Raw genomic sequence first — 16,173 nt, 5'->3', positions numbered from 1 at the left:
GGCGCCGGCCCACCACAAACCGGCCACCGGGCAGGCCGAAGAGTATTTGAGAGCGGGCGCAAAGAAGAAGACTAGCGCAGCCGCGGGCGCGCGACAACCCATCGCGGGGGTCAAGCGACGACGAGCGTCGCGACCATGGCGATCATCTTGGACGTCGCAGCGGCCAAGGTCAAGCGCAACCGTCCCGTGTTGGGGACAGGCCGGGTCAGTCGCGCCCGCTCCCGCCTAGTCCTGCTCCGGCGTGTCGCCGCCACCGTCGCTCGGCGCCGCCGGGGAGTCCGCCTCGGGCGCCTCCTCGACCGGCGGGCCCTGGACGTCGGCGACGAGCCAGTCGCCGTCGACCTTCTCCATCGTCAACGTGGCGTACGCCGCGGTGCGGGCCGGCTCGGTGCGCTGCTTGTCGGTGGTCAGCTGGTCGAAGGCGACGAAGACCTGCACCCGGTCGTCGGCCTCGTCCCCGGAGCCGTTGCGCACCACGCCCGATGAGATGAACTCCACATCGACCTTGATCCCCAGCCGCGGAGCGTTCTCCTCGAGCAGCGAGAACAGCTCCTGGTAGTCCTTGCGGTAGTCCCCGGTCAGCAGCGCCGAGGCCGCCTCCCGGTCCGCGGCCATCCGGGTGTGGTCGTAGGCGAAGACGATGGTGGCAGCCTGCTGAGCAGCCCGCTCGGCCTCCTCGGCCGCCTTCTCCACCGCGTCGGTGGACGGGCGGAACAGGTGCACGGCGACCGCGCCGGCGGCCAGCGCGACGGCGAGCACGCCGAGCGCGACCAGCAGCAGCACGGGTGCGGGACGGCGGGTCGACGAGTCCGTGGCGGCGCTCGCGTCGTCGCTGACCGGCTTGTCCAGGGAGACCTTCTCGGAGTCCTCCCCCGGCTCGGCCTCGTCCTGCTCCGGCGCTCGCTCCTTCTCCGGCGCCTCGTCGGGCTGCAGCGGCTCAGGCACCGCGCTCTCGGGCTCCGGGGTGGTGTCGGGCTCCGGCGCGGGCCCGGGCTCCTCGGCCTCGACCTCGGCCGCCTCGGCGGCCAGCTCGGCGTCGTACGTCGCGCGACGCTCGTCGTCGAGCAGCACCTCGGCGGCCTGGTTGAACACCCGGAACCGGCGGTCGGTGGGGTCGAGGTCGGCGATCGCGGCCTTCCAGGCCGCCTTGACCTCGGCCGGGGACGCGCCCGGGTCGACGTCGAGGAGGTCGTACCAGTTGGCTCGCATCACGACTCCTGGGCCAGGGGGGTGTACTCGTCGACGAGCCACGTGCCGTCGACCTTGACCAGCTCGGCCTGGATCCGGAACTGGAAGGACGTCGGCACCCCCTTGCGCTTGGTGCCGGCCGGCGGGTCGTAGGTGACCCGCACTCCCCCGGCGACCAGCACGGTCGCGGAGTCGTCGTCGAGCTTGGAGACGCCCGTCGCGTAGACGTCGCCGATGTTGGTCTCGCCGAGCTGGGCCACGCGCGTCTCGTTCATCGGGACGCCCTCGGCGAAGGACTCCTGGAGCTTCGGCGTGATCACCTCCTCGACCAGCGCCTGGTACTCGCTCAGCTTGCCCTGCTTGTCGAGGTCCTCGGGGCCGAAGTTGTTGACGCGGAGCACGAACTGCTCGGCTTGGGCCATCACCTCGTCGCGGGTGCGCTGCACGCCGCCCTCGCCGTCGGCGCGCACCAGCGTCCACGCCAGCGCCGCACCGGCGAGCAGCACGGCCAGCGCGAGGACCGGGAGCAGGGCCCGCCGCAGTCGGCCGGGCCGGGGCGCGAGCGGCGTCTCGGGGGACGCCTCCTCACCCGCGGGATCGGGGTCGGGTCGGGTGTCGGTCACTTCCGCGTCTGCGTCAGCGGGCGAAGCAGCAACCACTTCCACGACTCCTCTCCAAGACTTCGGGGGGCCAACGTACCGGGGCTGGTGGCAGTGCCCTCCTCCGCCGTCTCGGCAGCGTCCTGCCAGCGGACCCGACCCGTCGCGGCGTCGACCTCGGCCACGATCGGTGCGCCGTAGTCGGCCCCCGCGCGCGGGACCTGCGAGGCGCCGCGGGAGTTGGTCTTCGAGGGGGGCTCGGTGCACTGGGCGTTCATCACCATCGGCCGGTTCTCGAGGTTCTGCGGAGGCCGGGTGTCGGTGACCTCGTAGCCCTCGTGGCAGACCTCGGGCGTGGTCGTCAGCACCAGCCCGAAGTGGGCGTCGTAGAGCTGGGTGCGCGGGTCCTTGGCGACGACCGTGAAGCCGCCCTCCACCACGTAGGGGTAGATCGCCAGGAGCTGCTCGATGCCGTCGAGGCGCTGGAGGACGATGTCGCCGGTGGTGACCAGGTTGTTGATCAGCGACGCCAGGTCGACCTCGTTGTCCTCGAGGAACCGGCGCAGCTGGTTGGCCGTGGCGCTGCCGTTGTCGATCACCGAGCGCAGGTCCTCGTCGGAGCCGGCCAGCGCGCCGGTGAACAGGCTCAGGTCCCGGGCGAACGAGCGGATCGAGTCGGCGGAGTCGAGCTGGGTGCTCAGCACCGTGTTGCTGTCGCGGATCAGGTCCGTGGTGAGCTCGAAGTTGGCGTCGGCGGTGTCGATGAAGGAGGTGCTGGTGTCGATGATCTGCTGCAGGTCCTCGCCGGTGCCGTCGAAGGCGACGCCGAGCTCGCGCACCACGGTCTGCAGGTCGTCGCGGTCCACGGAGTTGACCGTGTTGGACAGGTCGGTCAGCAGGGTCTGCGTGGCGATCGGGGTGCGCGTCATCTCGGCCGGGATCTCGGAGTCGTTCTCGAGGAACGGCCCGTCGTCGACCTCCGGCTGGAGCTCGACGTACTGCTCACCGACCGCGGAGCGGTTGCCGACCACGGCCAGCGTCTCGGCCGGGATCTCGTCGTGGTCGTTGTCGATGCCCAGGTGGACGTCGACGCCGTCCTCGGTGAGCACCATCTTCTCGACCTCGCCGATGCGCACACCGCGGTAGGAGACCTCGGCGCCGGCGAAGATGCCGCCGGACTCGCCGAAGTGCGCGACGACCGTGTAGGCGTCGTCGAAGAGCAGCCGGTCCAGGCGGGCGTAGCGCGCTCCGACGAAGCTCACCCCGACGAGCGTGATCACCACGAAGATGACCAGCTGCACCTTGGTGCGACGGGTGATCATCGGATCACCGTCCCGCGCACCATCAGCGAGACGAGGTCCGGGTCGTAGGTCTGCATCAGCTCACCCATCGTGGCTCCAGTTCCGCTGGTGGGCGGCTGGGGGCTCTGCCCCAGCGGCGCCCGGTTGAGGCCGAGCAGCGCGCCGAGGCCGCCGAGCAGGCCGCTGCCGCTGCCGCCCTCCCCGCTGCTTCCACCGCCGGCGCCGGCAGCGCCGCCACGGGGGCGCTTGGGGCACAGCGCGCCGGCCAGCAGCCCCAGCGGGGTGGCGCACACGACGTTCGTGAGGTCCTTGAGCGTGCCGGTCAGGAACCGGCCGCAGCCGGCCAGGTCGGGCGTGCCGTCGACGAGGTCGTTGAGGCAGGCGCTGAGCCGCTCGCGCGCACCGTTGCAGAGCTCGGTGAGGTCGAGGTCGGCCAGGTTGTCGTCGATCAGGTGGAACGGCACGCAGACCTCCTCCGGCAGACCGGGGACCGTGACGGCCGTGCCGTCGAGGTTGAGGTCGAGCTGGAGCGAGAGGTTGGTGTAGTCGCCCATGTGCAGGTTGCGGGCCACCTGCGGGTCCCGGCCGATGACCTCGTCCACGAACGGGTAGGTCAGGAGGACCTGGACGGAGTTGACCAGGTGGTCGCCGCTCTCGGCGAGCTTGTTGATCACCGGAGTGAGCTGGCGCAGCGTGGTGATCGTGGCGTTCTTGGACGCCTTGATCACCCGGACGCCGGTGCTGCTGAGGCGGTTCAGCGCACGCAGCGCCTTGATCAGGTCGTCGCGCTGGGTGTCCAGTGAGGCCACCGCCGAGGGCAGCTCGTCGAGCGTCCGCTCGATCGTGCGCTCCTGGGCGTTGACCGACTTGGAGAGGTCGTTGAGGGAGTCGATCGCGTCGACGATGTCGTCGCGGTTCTCGTCCAGGGTGGTGACCAGGGTGTTGGCCTGGCGCAGCACCGACCGGGCCGTGCCCTCCCGGCCCTCCAGCGCGAGGTTCAGCTCGTTCGCGATGGTCTTCACCTGGGCGATGCCGCCACCGTTGAGGACGAGGCTGAGCGCGGAGAGCACCTCCTCGACCTCGGGGTTGCGACCGGAGCGCTCCAGCGGGATCCGGGCCCCCTCCGCGAGGGGCTCGTCGCTGCCCCCCTCCTCGGGCGCGGCCAGCTGGACGAACTTCTCCCCCAGCAGGCTGGTCTGGCGGATCTCGGCCACCGCGTTGGCGGGCAGCTCGGTGTCGCCACGGATCTCGAGCTCAACCACGGCGGTCTGGCCGTCGAGGTCGATCTGCTTCACCATGCCGACGTTGACGTCGTTGACCTTCACCGTCGACTGCGGCACCAGGTCGAGCACGTCGTGGAACTCCACGCTCAGCGTCATCGGGTCGTCGCCGGTGTCGGCGCCACCGGGCAGCGGCATCTGGTAGATGCTGAAGTCGCAGGCGGAGAGCAGCAGGGTGGTGAACAGCACCAGCACCGCCGAGCGCAGCGCGGAGAGGCGTGCGCGTCGCGGGAGAGTCGTGCGGGTCATCGGCGTCCCTCCACCAAGCCTGCGAGCGTGGCGTCGAAGCGCTCCGCGGAGCTCGCCACACCGCCCTGTCCGAACGCCGCGGAGCGCGGCAGGATCGTGCTGATCAGGTCGCAGATGCGGCCCTTCGTGTCGATCTGGTTGACCAGCCCGCACAGCAGGACACCGGGGTCGTTGCGCACCTGGTTGAGGATCTCGCCCAGGTTGGCCCGGGTGTCGAGCGTGCCCGACTGCGGGTTGTAGGTCAGCGCGAGGTTGTTGAGCGCGAGCGGGGCGACGTCGAGGATCTGCTCCAGCGCGCCGCGCTGCTTGACCAGCACCTTGGAGACCCGGTTCAGCCCCTTGATGTTGCGCCCCAGCAGCTGGCGGTTGTCCTTGACGAACGTGGAGACCGTCTCCATCGCCACCGAGAGGTTGCGCAGGGCGGAGGAGAGCTCGCGTCGCTCGCCGGAGAGCAGCTCGGAGACGTCGGCGACCGAGGTGTTGAAGTCGCGGACCGTCTCGTCGTTGTCGGCCAGGGTCTTGAGGAACGACTCGAGCTTCTCGGCGGCGCCGAAGAGCTCCTCCTTGTTGTCGTCCAGCGTGCCGCTGAACTTCCCGAAGTCCTTGATCGTCTGGTTGAGCGCAGCGCCCTGGCCCCCGAAGTTCGCCGCGGTCGTGGTGAGCAGGTCCGAGAGGGCGCCGTCCTTGTTGGCTCCGGTCGGCCCCAGGGCGACGGTCAGGTCGTCGATGCTCTGGTAGATCTGGTCGAGCTCGAGCGGCATGCTCGTCTGCTCGGTGCTCAGCTCCGCGTCGTCGGCGAGCACCTCGCCCTTCTTGTAGACCGGGGCCAGCTGGATGTAGCGGTCCCCCACGATCGCCGGCGCCACGATCAGGGCCTTGGCGTCCACCGGCACCTTGACGTCGGCGTCGTAGGCGATCCGCACCTCGACGTCGGTGCCCGAGGGCGTCACCGATTCCACCTCGCCGACCGGCACGCCGAGCACCCGCACGTCGCTGCCCTCGTAGACCGACACCGTGCGCGGGAAGTGCGCGGTGAGGTACTTGCGCTCCTCGCCGCCGAACATGGCGATGCCGGCGGCGACGACCAGGATCAGCACGATCCCCGGGACGAGCAGCTTCTTGACCTGGTTCATCTCAGCCCACCTCCGGGAGCGGCGGGATGTTCTGGATGTAGGTGTCGAACCACGGGCCGGAGCCCAGCGTGTTCGCGAAGACACGGTAGAAGGGCGCCATCAGCCGCAGGCTGTTGTCGAGGTTGTCCTCGTTCTTGTTCAGCACCTTCACGACGCTCTCGAGACTGGTCAGGGCGGGCTTCAGGTCGGCCCGGCTCTCCCGGACGATCGCGGTCAGCTCGCGCGAGAGGGTGCTGGTGGAGACCAGCAGCCGGTGCACCGCGGCACGTCGGCGCACCACGGCACGGAAGAGCACCTCGGAGTCGCGCATCAGCGAGACGATGTCCTGGTCGCGCTCGTCGAGGGTGGTGCTGACCTTCTCCAGGTTCTTCAGCAGCGTGTTGATCTGCCGGTCGCGCGCCGCGATGTTCGACGACAGCGCGGAGACGCCCTTGAGCGCGGCCTGGAACTCCTGCGGGGTGTTGCGGGTCAGCTCCGAGAGCGTGGTCAGCGACGCGGCCAGCTGGCCGGTGTCGATGTCGCCCGTGGTCTCGCCGAGCCCCTCGAACGCGTCGATCACGTCGTAGGGCGAGCTGGTGCGCGCCAACGGGATCTCGTCGTCGGTGTCGAGCTGGCCGCCGCCGGCCGGCTCGAGGGACAGATACATCGCCCCGAGCAGGGTCTTGACCTTGATCGCCGCCCGAGTCTCGGTGCCGAAGTCGGCGCCCTTCTCGACGCGGAACCGCACCCGCACGCGGTCGTCGACCAGCTCGACCTTCTCGACCTTGCCGACCCGGACCCCGGCGATGCGGACCTCGTCGTCGGCCTTGAGCCCGCCGGACTCGGCGAAGGACGCGTGGTAGATGTCGCCGCCGCCCACGATCGGCAGGTCACCGGCCCGGAAGGCCGCGACCAGGATGGCCACCAGCATCGCCAGGCTGATCGCGCCGACGATGACGGGGTTGCGCTCGCGAAACGGGATCATCCGAGATCACACCTTGAGGACCCGACGTCGTAGTTGACCGGAAGGCTCACGTTCAGCGGGAGGTTCACTCGCGCCTTGAAGGAGCACAGGTAGAAGTTGAACCAGGAGCCGTACGTCGCGGTGCGCCCCACCTTCTCGAGCTTGAGCGGCAGGACCTGCAGGGCCCGGTCGATCTCGCCCTTGCCCCGGTCGAGGTTGCCGGCCAGGCGGCGCAGGCCGCGGACGTCGTCGACGAAGGGCTTGCGGATCCCCGACACCAGGTCGGCGGTCTCCACCGACAGGTCCGAGATGCCCTCCAGCGACCCGAGGATCGCCTTCCTGTCGTTCTTGAGCCCGCGCACGAGCTGGCGGAAGTTGACGATCAGCTTGGAGAGCTGGTCGTCGCGGTCGCCGACCGTGACCAGCACCGTGTTGAGGTTGTCGATGAGGTCCCCGATCAGCTCGTCGCGTCCGGCGATGGTCGAGGTGACCGAGGCGGTGTGCCCCAGCAGGCTCTCGAGCGTGCCGCCCTCGCCCTGGAAGACCTGGACGATCTCGTAGGAGAGCTTGTTGATGTCCGAGGGCGAGAGCGCCTGGAACAGCGGCTTGAAGCCGTTGAACAGGACGGTGAGGTCGAGCGCCGGGGTGGTCTTCGCGGCCGGGATCGTCGCCCCCTCCTCGAGGGGCTTGGTGTCGCCGACCTCGGTGGTCAGGGCGAGGTAGCGCTGGCCGACCAGGTTGCGGTAGCGGATGGCGACGTTGGTGGCGTCGGTGACCGGGCTGCCCGCGTCCACGCTGAAGGTGACCCGGGCCCGGGTGCGGTCGACGATGTCGATGTCGTCGACGGTGCCGACCTTCACACCCGCGACCCGCACGTCGTCGCCCTTGACCACGCCGGTCGCGTCGACGAACACGGCCTTGTACTCGCGCTTGTCCCCGAAGCTGATGTTGCCGATCACGATGGCCAGCAGGCCGGTGGCGAGCGTGGTGATCACGATGAACACCAGCAGCTTGGCGCCGGCCGAGGCGGTGGTCCGGTCGAGCATCTTCATCGCAGACTCACCTGCTTCCCGCGGGCCATCGGGCCGAGCAGCAGCACACCGAGGTCCGGGACGTCGCGCACCCCGGTGCCGAGCGCCGGCGCGAGCAGCGACTTGAGCAGGCCCGCCTCGGCCGGGCTGCCGGCGTACACGCCCGGCGTGCCCTGGCTCCCGAAGCCGGGCTGGGTGCGCATCGTGCCCTTGCCGGTGGGCTCGTCGACCCCATCGTCGAAGTTGGGGATGTCGTTGAAGGGGTTCGCCTGCGAGTACGACGGCTCGGGCAGCTGGCCGCAGTAGGGCCCGTTCTTGGCGCCGAAGCGAGGCTTGTCGTTCATGTTGTACCCCCGGGGCTGGTTGGGGAGCAGCTCGAGGTTGATGTGCAGGGTGAAGCCGCGGAACGCCTCCGCCTGGCGCTTGCCGGCGCCGACGATGCCCTCGGTGAGGCACGGGTACTGCGGCGCGTACTTGGCCAGCACCCGGGTCACCGGCGCACCCACCTCGCCGAGGCGGATCAGGTTGTCGCCGTTCTCCTCGAGGAACGCGTCGGCGGTGTCGGCGAAGGAGGAGACGTCGGCGAACAGCGTCTGCACCTCCTTCTCACGGTCCTCCAGCGTCCCGGTGGTCTTGATCGTGTTGCGCAGGATCTCGGCGATCTCCGGCACCACGCCGGCGTAGAGGTCGGAGACCTGGGCGGTGAGCCGCAGGTCCTCGACCAGGGCCGGGATCTCCGGGTTGATCTTGGTGAGGTAGCCGTCGAGGGTCTCGAGGCTCTCGCCGATCTGCTCGCCGCGGCCGCCGAGCGCGGTGGCCAGCGCGTTGAGGGTCTTGTTCAGGTCCGCCGGCTGCACGGTGCGCAGCAGCGGGTTCAGGTCGGAGAGCACCTTTTCGACCTCGATCGACACCTCGGTGCGGGTGATCGTGTCGCCGGCGCTGATCGCCTTCGCGGCCGGCTCCGGCGGCACCTCGAGCGAGACGTACTTCTCCCCGAACAGGGTCTTGGGGACGATCGAGCCGGTCACGTTGGCCGGGATGGTCTCGACCTGGTCGGGGTAGAGGCCCAGGGTGATCTCGGCGCCGTCGCTCACCGACTCGAACGCCAGCACCTCGCCGACAATGACGCCGCGGATCTTCACGTCCGCGCGGGTGGGCAGCTGCAGGCCGATGCTGCTGGTCTGCAGGGTGACCTTGTCGTAGTCGGTGAACTTCTTGGTGAACACCGCGTAGGTCAGCCAGACGCCGGTGAGCAGCAGGCACAGGAAGACCACGCCGAGGGTCTTGAGCTTCAGCGTCTTCATCGCCGCCTCACCCCGCCAATCTCACGGTCGTCGAGGCGCCCCAGATGGCCATCGAGAGGAAGAGGTCGATGACGTTGATCGCCACGATGCTGGTACGCACCGCACGCCCCACGGCCACGCCCACCCCGGCCGGACCGCCCGAGGCGTTGTAGCCGTGGTAGCAGTGGATCAGGATCACCACGACCGCGAAGACCAGCACCTTGCCGAAGGACCACAGCACGTCTCCCGGTGGCAGGAACAGGTTGAAGTAGTGGTCGTAGGTGCCGGTGCTCTGCCCGTAGAACGCGGTCACGGTCAGCCGGGTCGCGAAGTACGACGAGAACAGGCCCACGACGTAGAGCGGCACGATCGCGATCAGCCCGGCGATGATCCGGGTCGTCACCAGGAAGGGCAGCGACGGGATCGCCATCACCTCCAGGGCGTCGATCTCCTCGGAGATCCTCATCGCGCCGAGCTGCGCGGTGAAGCCGCAGCCGACCGTCGCGGCGAGCGCGATGCCGGCCACCAGGGGCGCGATCTCGCGGGTGTTGAAGTAGGCGGAGACGAACCCGGACAGGGCCGCGGTGCCGATCTGGTTGAGCGCCGCGTAGCCCTGGAGCCCCACCTCGGTGCCGGTGAAGAAGGACATCGCGGCGATCACCCCGACGGTGCCGCCGATCACGGCGAGCGCTCCGGAGCCGAGGGTGATCTCGGCCAGGATGCGCAGGATCTCCTTCTTGTAGCGGCGCACGGTGCGCGGGGCCCAGGAGAGGGCGCGCACGTAGAAGGCAAGCTCCTCACCGAGCTTGTCGAGCATCTTCATGGGCCGCTCGTAGACGGCCTTGATGGAGGACATGGGCGTCAGCCTGTCTTCGGTGGGACGAGCTGCAGGTAGATCGCGCTCATCACGAAGTTGACGATGAACAGCAACATGAAGGTGATCACCACGGACTCGTTCACCGCGTCCCCGACGCCCTTGGGGCCACCGCCGGCGTTCATGCCCTTGTAGCAGGCGACGATCGCGGCGATCAGGCCGAAGATCAGGGCCTTGGCCATCCCCTGCCAGAGGTCCGGTAGCTGTGCCAACGCGGTGAAGCTCGCTAAATAGGCCCCTGGTGTGCCCTCTTGGAGGATGACGTTGAAGACGTAGCCGCCGCTCACCCCCACCACGCTGACCAGGCCGTTGAGGAAGACGGCGACCAGCATGCAGGCCAGGACCCGGGGAACCACCAGGCGCTGGATGGGGTCGATGCCCAGCACCATCATCGCGTCGAGCTCCTCGCGGATCTTCCGCGCGCCCAGGTCGGCCGCGATGGCCGACCCGCCGGCGCCCGCGATCAGCAACGACGTGGCGATCGGTCCCGCCTCACGCACGACGGCCAGCACCGCGGCCGAGCCGGTGAAGGACTGTGCGCCGAGCTGCTTGACCAGGCCGCCGACCTGCAGCGCGATGACCGCGCCGAAGGGGATGGCCACCAGCGCGGTGGGGATGATCGTGACCGAGGCGACGAACCAGGCCTGCTGGATGAACTCGCGGAACTGGAACGGCCGGCGGAACAGTCCGCGGCCGACGTCGAGACCGAACGCGAAGAGCTTTCCAGCGGTCCCGATCGGAGCCAGTGCTCGCGATGCGGTGATGCCTGCCACCGAGGATCAGGCCCCCGTGACGATGCCGGCGTACTGGTCCTGGAACGACCCAGGCGGCGGCGTCACGCCGTTGAGGCGGCACCACTCCCCCGGCGCGCGCTGGCTGCGCCGCGGGACGCCGTTCGAGGGCTCCTGCTGCAGCGGGATCGGCGGCAGCGGGGGCAGCTCCTGGTCCTCCTCGGCGGCCAGCTCGTCGGCGTCCTTCTCCTCGGACATGCCGATCGGGCCGACCCGCTGGGCGTTCAGGAACTGGCGCACCACCGGCTCCTCGGAGCTGAGCAGCATCTCCCGGGGACCGAACATGGCCAGGTGCTTGTGGTAGAGCAGACCGATGTTGTCGGGCACGGTGCGCGCGGTGTTGACGTCGTGGGTGACGATCAGGAACGTCGCGTCGATCTGCGCGTTCAGGTCGACGATGAGCTGGTTGAGGAAGGCCGTGCGCACCGGGTCGAGACCGGAGTCGGGCTCGTCGAAGAGGATGATCTCGGGGTCCAGGACCAGCCCGCGCGCGATGCCCGCGCGCTTGCGCATACCGCCGGAGATCTCGCCGGGGAGCTTGTCCTCGGTGCCGACCAGGCCGACGAGGTCCATCTTCTCCATCACGATCTGACGGATCTCCGACTCCGACTTCTTGGTGTGCTCGCGCAGCGGGAAGGCGACGTTGTCGTAGAGGGTCATCGAACCGAACATCGCGCCGTCCTGGAAGAGCACCCCGAAGAGCTTGCGGATCTCGTAGAGCTCCTTCTCCGAGCAGGAGGCGATGTCGGTGCCCTCGATCATGATCGAGCCCTTGTCGGGCTTGAGCAGCCCGATCAGGGTCTTCAGGAAGACCGACTTGCCGGTGCCGGAGGGGCCGAGCATCACGCAGATCTCGCCCGCGGGGATGGTCAGGGTCACGTCGCCCCAGATGAGCTGCTTGCCGAACGACTTGGTCAGACCATCGACCTGGATCTCGACGCCCATCTGGCACTCTCCCTCTTGGGTCGTGGCACGCCTCGACCACCCTCGTGTTGTTCGACCCGGCCCCCCGACGTGATCGCTGCCACACTCAACGGCGAGCGATGCGGGAGGTTACGCCGGATCGGCCCTCGACACTCCCCCGCCGACGATCCGTCCAAACCGGACACGGAATGTTACTCATAGGTACACCTACTGTGACAAGAGCCGCATCCTGGTCGTGGACAAACGACAAAGGGCGGCCACCGATATCGGTGGCCGCCCTGGGCGGCGAGGAGGCGATGCCTCCTTGCGGGTCGTGCAGCGATCAGGCGCGGAGAGTGTCCGCGCCGGGGATCACTTGAGGGTGACGGTGGCCCCGGCGCCCTCGAGGGCCTCCTTGGCCTTCTCCGCGGCGTCCTTGGCAACCTTCTCCAGGATCGCCTTGGGGGCGGACTCCACCAGCTCCTTGGCCTCCTTGAGGCCGAGCGAGGTGAGGGCGCGCACCTCCTTGATGACGTTGATCTTCTTTTCGCCGGCCGACTCGAGGACGACGTCGAACTCGTCCTGCTCGGCAGCGGCCTCGGCAGCGCCACCGCCGGCGGCGGGGGCAGCGGCGACGGCGACCGGAGCGGCAGCGGTCACGCCGAAGGTGTCCTCGAACTGCTTCACGAACTCGGAGAGCTCGATGAGGGTCATTTCCTTGAACGCGTCGAGCAGCTCGTCGGTGGTGAGCTTCGCCATGGTGGCGGTTCCTTCCATTCGTGGTCCGCGCCGCTTCGCGGGCGGACCGGGGTTTCAGGTGGTGTGTGCGTCAGCCTTGGATCAGGCGTCGGCGGCTTCGGCGGCCTCGTCGGCCTCCGGGGCGCCCTCGGCCGAGGCCGGGGCTTCCTCGGCAGCGGCCGGCACGCCGGCACCACCTGCGAGGATCGAGGGGTCCTCCTCCGCCTTCGCCTGCAGGGCGCCGGCGAGCCGGGCAGCCTGAGCGAGCGGGGCGTTGAGGAGGTAGACGGCCTGGCTCAGCGAGGCGAGCATCGCGCCCGCCATCTTGCCCAGGAGCACCTCGCGCGACTCGAGGTCCGCCAGCTTGGCGATCTCCGAGGCGTCGAGGGGCTTGCCGTCGAGCACGCCACCCTTGATGACAAGGGCGGGGTTGGCCTTGGCAAAGTCACGCAGACCCTTGGCCGCCTCGACGACGTCACCGCTGATGAAGGCGATGGCGGTCGGGCCGGTCAGCAGGTCCTCAAAGCCGTCGATCCCCACCTCGGTGGCGGCGATCTTGGCCAGCGTGTTCTTGACCACGGCGTAGTTGGCGTTCTCGCCGAGGGAGCGCCGCAGGTCCTGCAGCTGCTTCACGGTGAGACCGCGGTACTCGGTCAGCACAGCGCCAGCGGCACCGTTGAAGGACTCAACGATCTCCGCCACGGCTGCTGTCTTCTCTGGCCGCGCCATGGGTCTCCTTCCGGACTTCTCTTGTCGAGATGCCGGTCCTGGCGCGGAGACGACGAACGCCCCGGCGCGAGGCGCACGGGGCGTGGGAGGCCGCACGAGGCGGAACTCTTGCTCTGTGTCACCTGCGCTGGCATCCGCGTCTGCGAACCTTCGGTCACCCCAGGGGGGCGACAACCGGCGGTCTCTGGCTTCAGTCGTGAACTGTAGGCGCATCCGGCGCCCGGACCAAATCGCCGCCGAAGACGACACCGGCCCGTCGTCCGAGGACGACGGGCCGGTGGCTGCCGGGGTACGGCGAGGGTCGGCTCAGGCCTGACCCTCGTCCTCCACGGTGACGTTCTTGGTGCGGTTCGGGTCGACCTGGATGCCGGGGCCCATGGTCGTCGAGACGGTCACCTTCTTGATGTAGCGGCCCTTGGAGCTGTTGGGCTTGAGCCGCAGCACCTCCTCGAGGGCGGCGGCGTAGTTCTCCACCAGCTGCTCCTCGGAGAACGAGGCCTTGCCGATGATGAAGTGCAGGTTCGCGTGACGGTCCACACGGAACTCGATCTTGCCGCCCTTGATGTCCGAGACGGCCTTGGCCACGTCGGGGGTGACGGTGCCGGTCTTCGGGTTCGGCATCAGGCCACGGGGGCCGAGCACGCGACCGAGGCGACCGACCTTGCCCATCATGTCGGGGGTCGCGACGACGGCGTCGAAGTCGAGCCAGCCGCCGGCCACCTTCTCGATGAGCTCGTCGCCACCGACGACGTCGGCGCCGGCCTCACGGGCGGCGTCAGCCTTCTCGGCGTTGGCGAAGACCAGGACCCGAGCGGTCTTGCCGGTGCCGTGCGGGAGGTTGACGGTGCCGCGGACCATCTGGTCGGCCTTGCGGGGGTCGACGCCGAGACGCATCACCACGTCCAGGGTCTCGTCGAACTTCTTCTTGCTGGCGCTCTTGGCGATCTTGATCGCCGTCAGCGGGGCGTAGAGCTCGTCCTGGTCGAACTGCTCCGCCGCCGCGCGGTAGGTCTTGCTGCGCTGCATGTCTGGTTCTCTTCTCTTCCAGTCGTGGTCTGGTGGGCCAGCGCGGCCCTGCCACAGATTCAGTGTGCTGGCGGTCAGGGGCGCGAGGCCCCGGACTCAGATCAGTCGGTCGTGACGCCCATCGAGCGGGCGGTGCCCTCGACGATCTTCATGGCGGCCTCGACGTCGTTGGCGTTGAGGTCGGGGAGCTTCGTCGTGGCGATCTCGCGCACCTGGTCCTTGGTCAGCTTGCCGACCTTCTCCTTGTGCGGGACGCCCGAGCCCTTCTGCAGGCCGGCAGCCTTCTTGATCAGCTCGGAGGCCGGCGGGGTCTTGGTGACGAAGGTGAACGAGCGGTCCTCGTAGACCGTGATCTCGACCGGGATGACGTTGCCGCGCATCGACTCGGTCTGCGCGTTGTACGCCTTGCAGAACTCCATGATGTTCACGCCGTGCGGACCGAGAGCGGTACCGACCGGCGGAGCAGGAGTAGCCGCCCCGGCCTGGAGCTGCACCTTGACCAGGGCAGCGATCTTCTTCTTCTTGGGAGGCATGACTTCGGGTCCTTTTGCTTGTGCGTCGTGGTCTCGACGAGCCCGGTGCCGGTGCGGACCGGTGGGGCTCTGCCACCTGGTTGTTGCGTGATGGCGGGGAGGGCGTCAGCCGACCTCCCCGGCCACCGTGCTGAGCTAGACCTTCTGGATCTGGCTGAAGCTCAGCTCGACCGGGGTCTCCCGGCCGAAGATCTCGACGAGGGCCTTGACCCTCTGGGACTCCGCGTTGATCTCGGTGATCGTGGCGTGCAGCGTCGCGAACGGCCCGTCGACGACCATCACCGAGTCGGTGACGTCGAAGTCGGCGACCTCGATCTGCTTCTTGGCCGGAGCGCCCGCGGGGGCCGGCTGGCCGGACGCCTGCGCGTCGGCCGCCGCCTTGGCGACGATGGCCGGGGCCAGCATGTTCTCGACCTCGGTCATGCTCAGCGGCACCGGCTGGTGGCTGTGGCCGACGAAGCCGGTGACCGAGGGGGTGTGGCGCACGGCCGCCCAGGACTCGTCGGTCAGGTCCATCCGGACCAGGACGTAGCCGGGGAGCACGGTGCGGCGGACCAGCTTGCGCTGGCCGTTCTTGATCTCCGCGACCTCCTCGGTGGGGACCACGATCTCGTGGATGTAGTCCTCCATGTTCAACGAGATGATGCGGTTCTCGAGGTTCGCCTTCACCCTGTTCTCCATGCCGGAGTAGGTGTGGATGACGAACCAGTCACCGGGCTTGGCCCAGAGCTCGCGGCGGAAGTCCTCGAGCGGGTCGTCGCCCTCGGTCTCGTCGCCCTCGGTCTCGTCGCTGGCGGCGTCGTCGTCCTCGGCGTCGTCGTCCTCTTCGGGGGACGCGGACTCGGCCTCAACGGGCTCGGTGGCGTCCTCGACGGCGTCCTCTGCGGACGCGGCGGTCTCCTCGAGGGAGTCGCCGGCGACGGCCTGCGTCTCCTCGGCCTCGACCGGCTCGTACTGCTCCGACACGTGATGCTCCGTCACTTCGATGTGCGTTACGCGCCCGGCTTGTGCCGGACGGTCAGGACTGAGGGCCGAGCGACTCGTGATCGCCGGCCGGCGGTCACTGGGTGCCGCTGCCGCCGAAGACCTCGAAGGCGAGTTTTCCGAACCCGAGGTCGAGCAGCGAGACGATCGCGATCATCACCAGCACGAACACCAGCACCACGATGAAGTACGTGACCAGCTGGGGCCGTGTCGGCCAGACGACCTTGCGAAGCTCGGCGACGACCTGGCGGTAGAACGTGAGGGGGCTGGTGCGCTTGCCGCCCTCATCGCCGGGCGTACTGCCGCGCTGGTTGCGAACCGCGCTGCTGTCCGACACGTTCTTCCACCTTGTCGTCGTCGATCGACCAGTTGTCCTTGCAGGGCACGAGGGACTTGAACCCCCAACCTTCGGTTTTGGAGACCGATGCTCTGCCAGTTGAGCTAGTGCCCTTCAGTCGCTTCCCACCACCCGGTCTGACCGGGCGCCGAGGGCACGCCTCAGCAGGTGGAGAACCACATCGGGGAAGTGTACGGGGAGAACCGATGCCGCGTCCAAACGCGCCCCGGTGGGCTGGACGTGGAACGGGC

Annotated in this window: 17 protein-coding genes and 1 tRNA gene; all 18 read right to left on the bottom strand. The window is 68.9% G+C overall.

The window, feature by feature from the left end; translation table 11 throughout:
• Positions 1-225 precede the first annotated feature (225 nt).
• The gene (locus AC6EH9_RS03955; protein WP_498420777.1) at positions 226-1,209 is read right to left on the bottom strand and encodes a J domain-containing protein; all 984 of its coding nucleotides are present in this window, start codon (positions 1,207-1,209) and stop codon (positions 226-228) included.
• Positions 1,209-1,811, bottom strand: coding sequence for a hypothetical protein (locus AC6EH9_RS03950; RefSeq protein ID WP_498420775.1), 603 nt, complete (start codon positions 1,809-1,811; stop codon positions 1,209-1,211). Before AC6EH9_RS03950 ends, AC6EH9_RS03955 begins: the two co-directional genes overlap by 1 nt.
• Complete coding sequence (locus AC6EH9_RS03945) at positions 1,808-3,109, bottom strand: MCE family protein (protein ID WP_498420773.1); 1,302 nt, start codon at positions 3,107-3,109, stop codon at positions 1,808-1,810. Before AC6EH9_RS03945 ends, AC6EH9_RS03950 begins: the two co-directional genes overlap by 4 nt.
• A complete protein-coding gene (locus AC6EH9_RS03940; protein ID WP_498420771.1) occupies positions 3,106-4,617 on the bottom strand; it encodes an MCE family protein in 1,512 nt (503 codons plus the stop codon). The genes AC6EH9_RS03945 and AC6EH9_RS03940 overlap by 4 nt, the downstream gene beginning before the upstream one ends.
• Positions 4,614-5,750 (bottom strand): MCE family protein, encoded by a 1,137-nt coding sequence (locus AC6EH9_RS03935; protein ID WP_498420768.1) that lies wholly within the window; start codon positions 5,748-5,750, stop codon positions 4,614-4,616. Before AC6EH9_RS03935 ends, AC6EH9_RS03940 begins: the two co-directional genes overlap by 4 nt.
• Before the next feature lies 1 nt (position 5,751).
• Positions 5,752-6,714, bottom strand: a complete 963-nt coding sequence (locus AC6EH9_RS03930) for an MCE family protein (RefSeq protein WP_498420766.1) — start codon at positions 6,712-6,714, stop codon at positions 5,752-5,754.
• Complete coding sequence (locus tag AC6EH9_RS03925; protein WP_498420764.1) at positions 6,711-7,745, bottom strand: MCE family protein; 1,035 nt, start codon at positions 7,743-7,745, stop codon at positions 6,711-6,713. Before AC6EH9_RS03925 ends, AC6EH9_RS03930 begins: the two co-directional genes overlap by 4 nt.
• Positions 7,742-9,028, bottom strand: coding sequence for an MCE family protein (locus AC6EH9_RS03920; protein ID WP_498420761.1), 1,287 nt, complete (start codon positions 9,026-9,028; stop codon positions 7,742-7,744). The genes AC6EH9_RS03925 and AC6EH9_RS03920 overlap by 4 nt, the downstream gene beginning before the upstream one ends.
• A gap of 7 nt (positions 9,029-9,035) precedes the next feature.
• Positions 9,036-9,863, bottom strand: coding sequence for an MlaE family ABC transporter permease (locus AC6EH9_RS03915; protein ID WP_498420758.1), 828 nt, complete (start codon positions 9,861-9,863; stop codon positions 9,036-9,038).
• Positions 9,864-9,868: 5 nt separating this feature from the next.
• The gene (locus tag AC6EH9_RS03910) at positions 9,869-10,645 is read right to left on the bottom strand and encodes an MlaE family ABC transporter permease (RefSeq protein WP_498421681.1); all 777 of its coding nucleotides are present in this window, start codon (positions 10,643-10,645) and stop codon (positions 9,869-9,871) included.
• A 15-nt stretch (positions 10,646-10,660) separates the two neighbouring features.
• Positions 10,661-11,617, bottom strand: coding sequence for an ABC transporter ATP-binding protein (locus tag AC6EH9_RS03905; RefSeq protein WP_498420756.1), 957 nt, complete (start codon positions 11,615-11,617; stop codon positions 10,661-10,663).
• Between the two features lie 330 nt (positions 11,618-11,947).
• Entirely contained in the window at positions 11,948-12,334 is a 387-nt protein-coding gene (gene rplL / locus AC6EH9_RS03900; RefSeq protein WP_498420753.1) for a 50S ribosomal protein L7/L12, read from the bottom strand.
• Between the two features lie 81 nt (positions 12,335-12,415).
• Positions 12,416-13,042: a 50S ribosomal protein L10 gene (gene rplJ / locus AC6EH9_RS03895; protein ID WP_498420751.1), complete on the bottom strand. Its 627-nt coding sequence runs from the start codon at positions 13,040-13,042 to the stop codon at positions 12,416-12,418.
• A 306-nt stretch (positions 13,043-13,348) separates the two neighbouring features.
• A complete protein-coding gene (gene rplA / locus AC6EH9_RS03890; protein WP_498420749.1) occupies positions 13,349-14,068 on the bottom strand; it encodes a 50S ribosomal protein L1 in 720 nt (239 codons plus the stop codon).
• A 101-nt stretch (positions 14,069-14,169) separates the two neighbouring features.
• Positions 14,170-14,601 carry a 50S ribosomal protein L11 gene (rplK, locus tag AC6EH9_RS03885; RefSeq protein WP_498420747.1) on the bottom strand — a complete coding sequence of 144 codons (432 nt, stop codon included), beginning with the start codon at positions 14,599-14,601 and terminating at the stop codon, positions 14,170-14,172.
• A 135-nt stretch (positions 14,602-14,736) separates the two neighbouring features.
• On the bottom strand, positions 14,737-15,567 hold the full coding sequence (gene nusG, locus AC6EH9_RS03880; RefSeq protein WP_498420745.1) for a transcription termination/antitermination protein NusG: 831 nt from the start codon (positions 15,565-15,567) through the stop codon (positions 14,737-14,739).
• Positions 15,568-15,661: 94 nt separating this feature from the next.
• Positions 15,662-15,922, bottom strand: a complete 261-nt coding sequence (gene secE / locus AC6EH9_RS03875; protein WP_498420743.1) for a preprotein translocase subunit SecE — start codon at positions 15,920-15,922, stop codon at positions 15,662-15,664.
• 41 nt (positions 15,923-15,963) lie between these two features.
• Positions 15,964-16,036 (bottom strand) — tRNA-Trp (locus tag AC6EH9_RS03870).
• Positions 16,037-16,173: the final 137 nt, after the last annotated feature.

Source organism: Nocardioides sp. Z21_20, from assembly GCF_059766585.1.
This window is presented reverse-complemented; position numbering and strand designations above follow the sequence as displayed.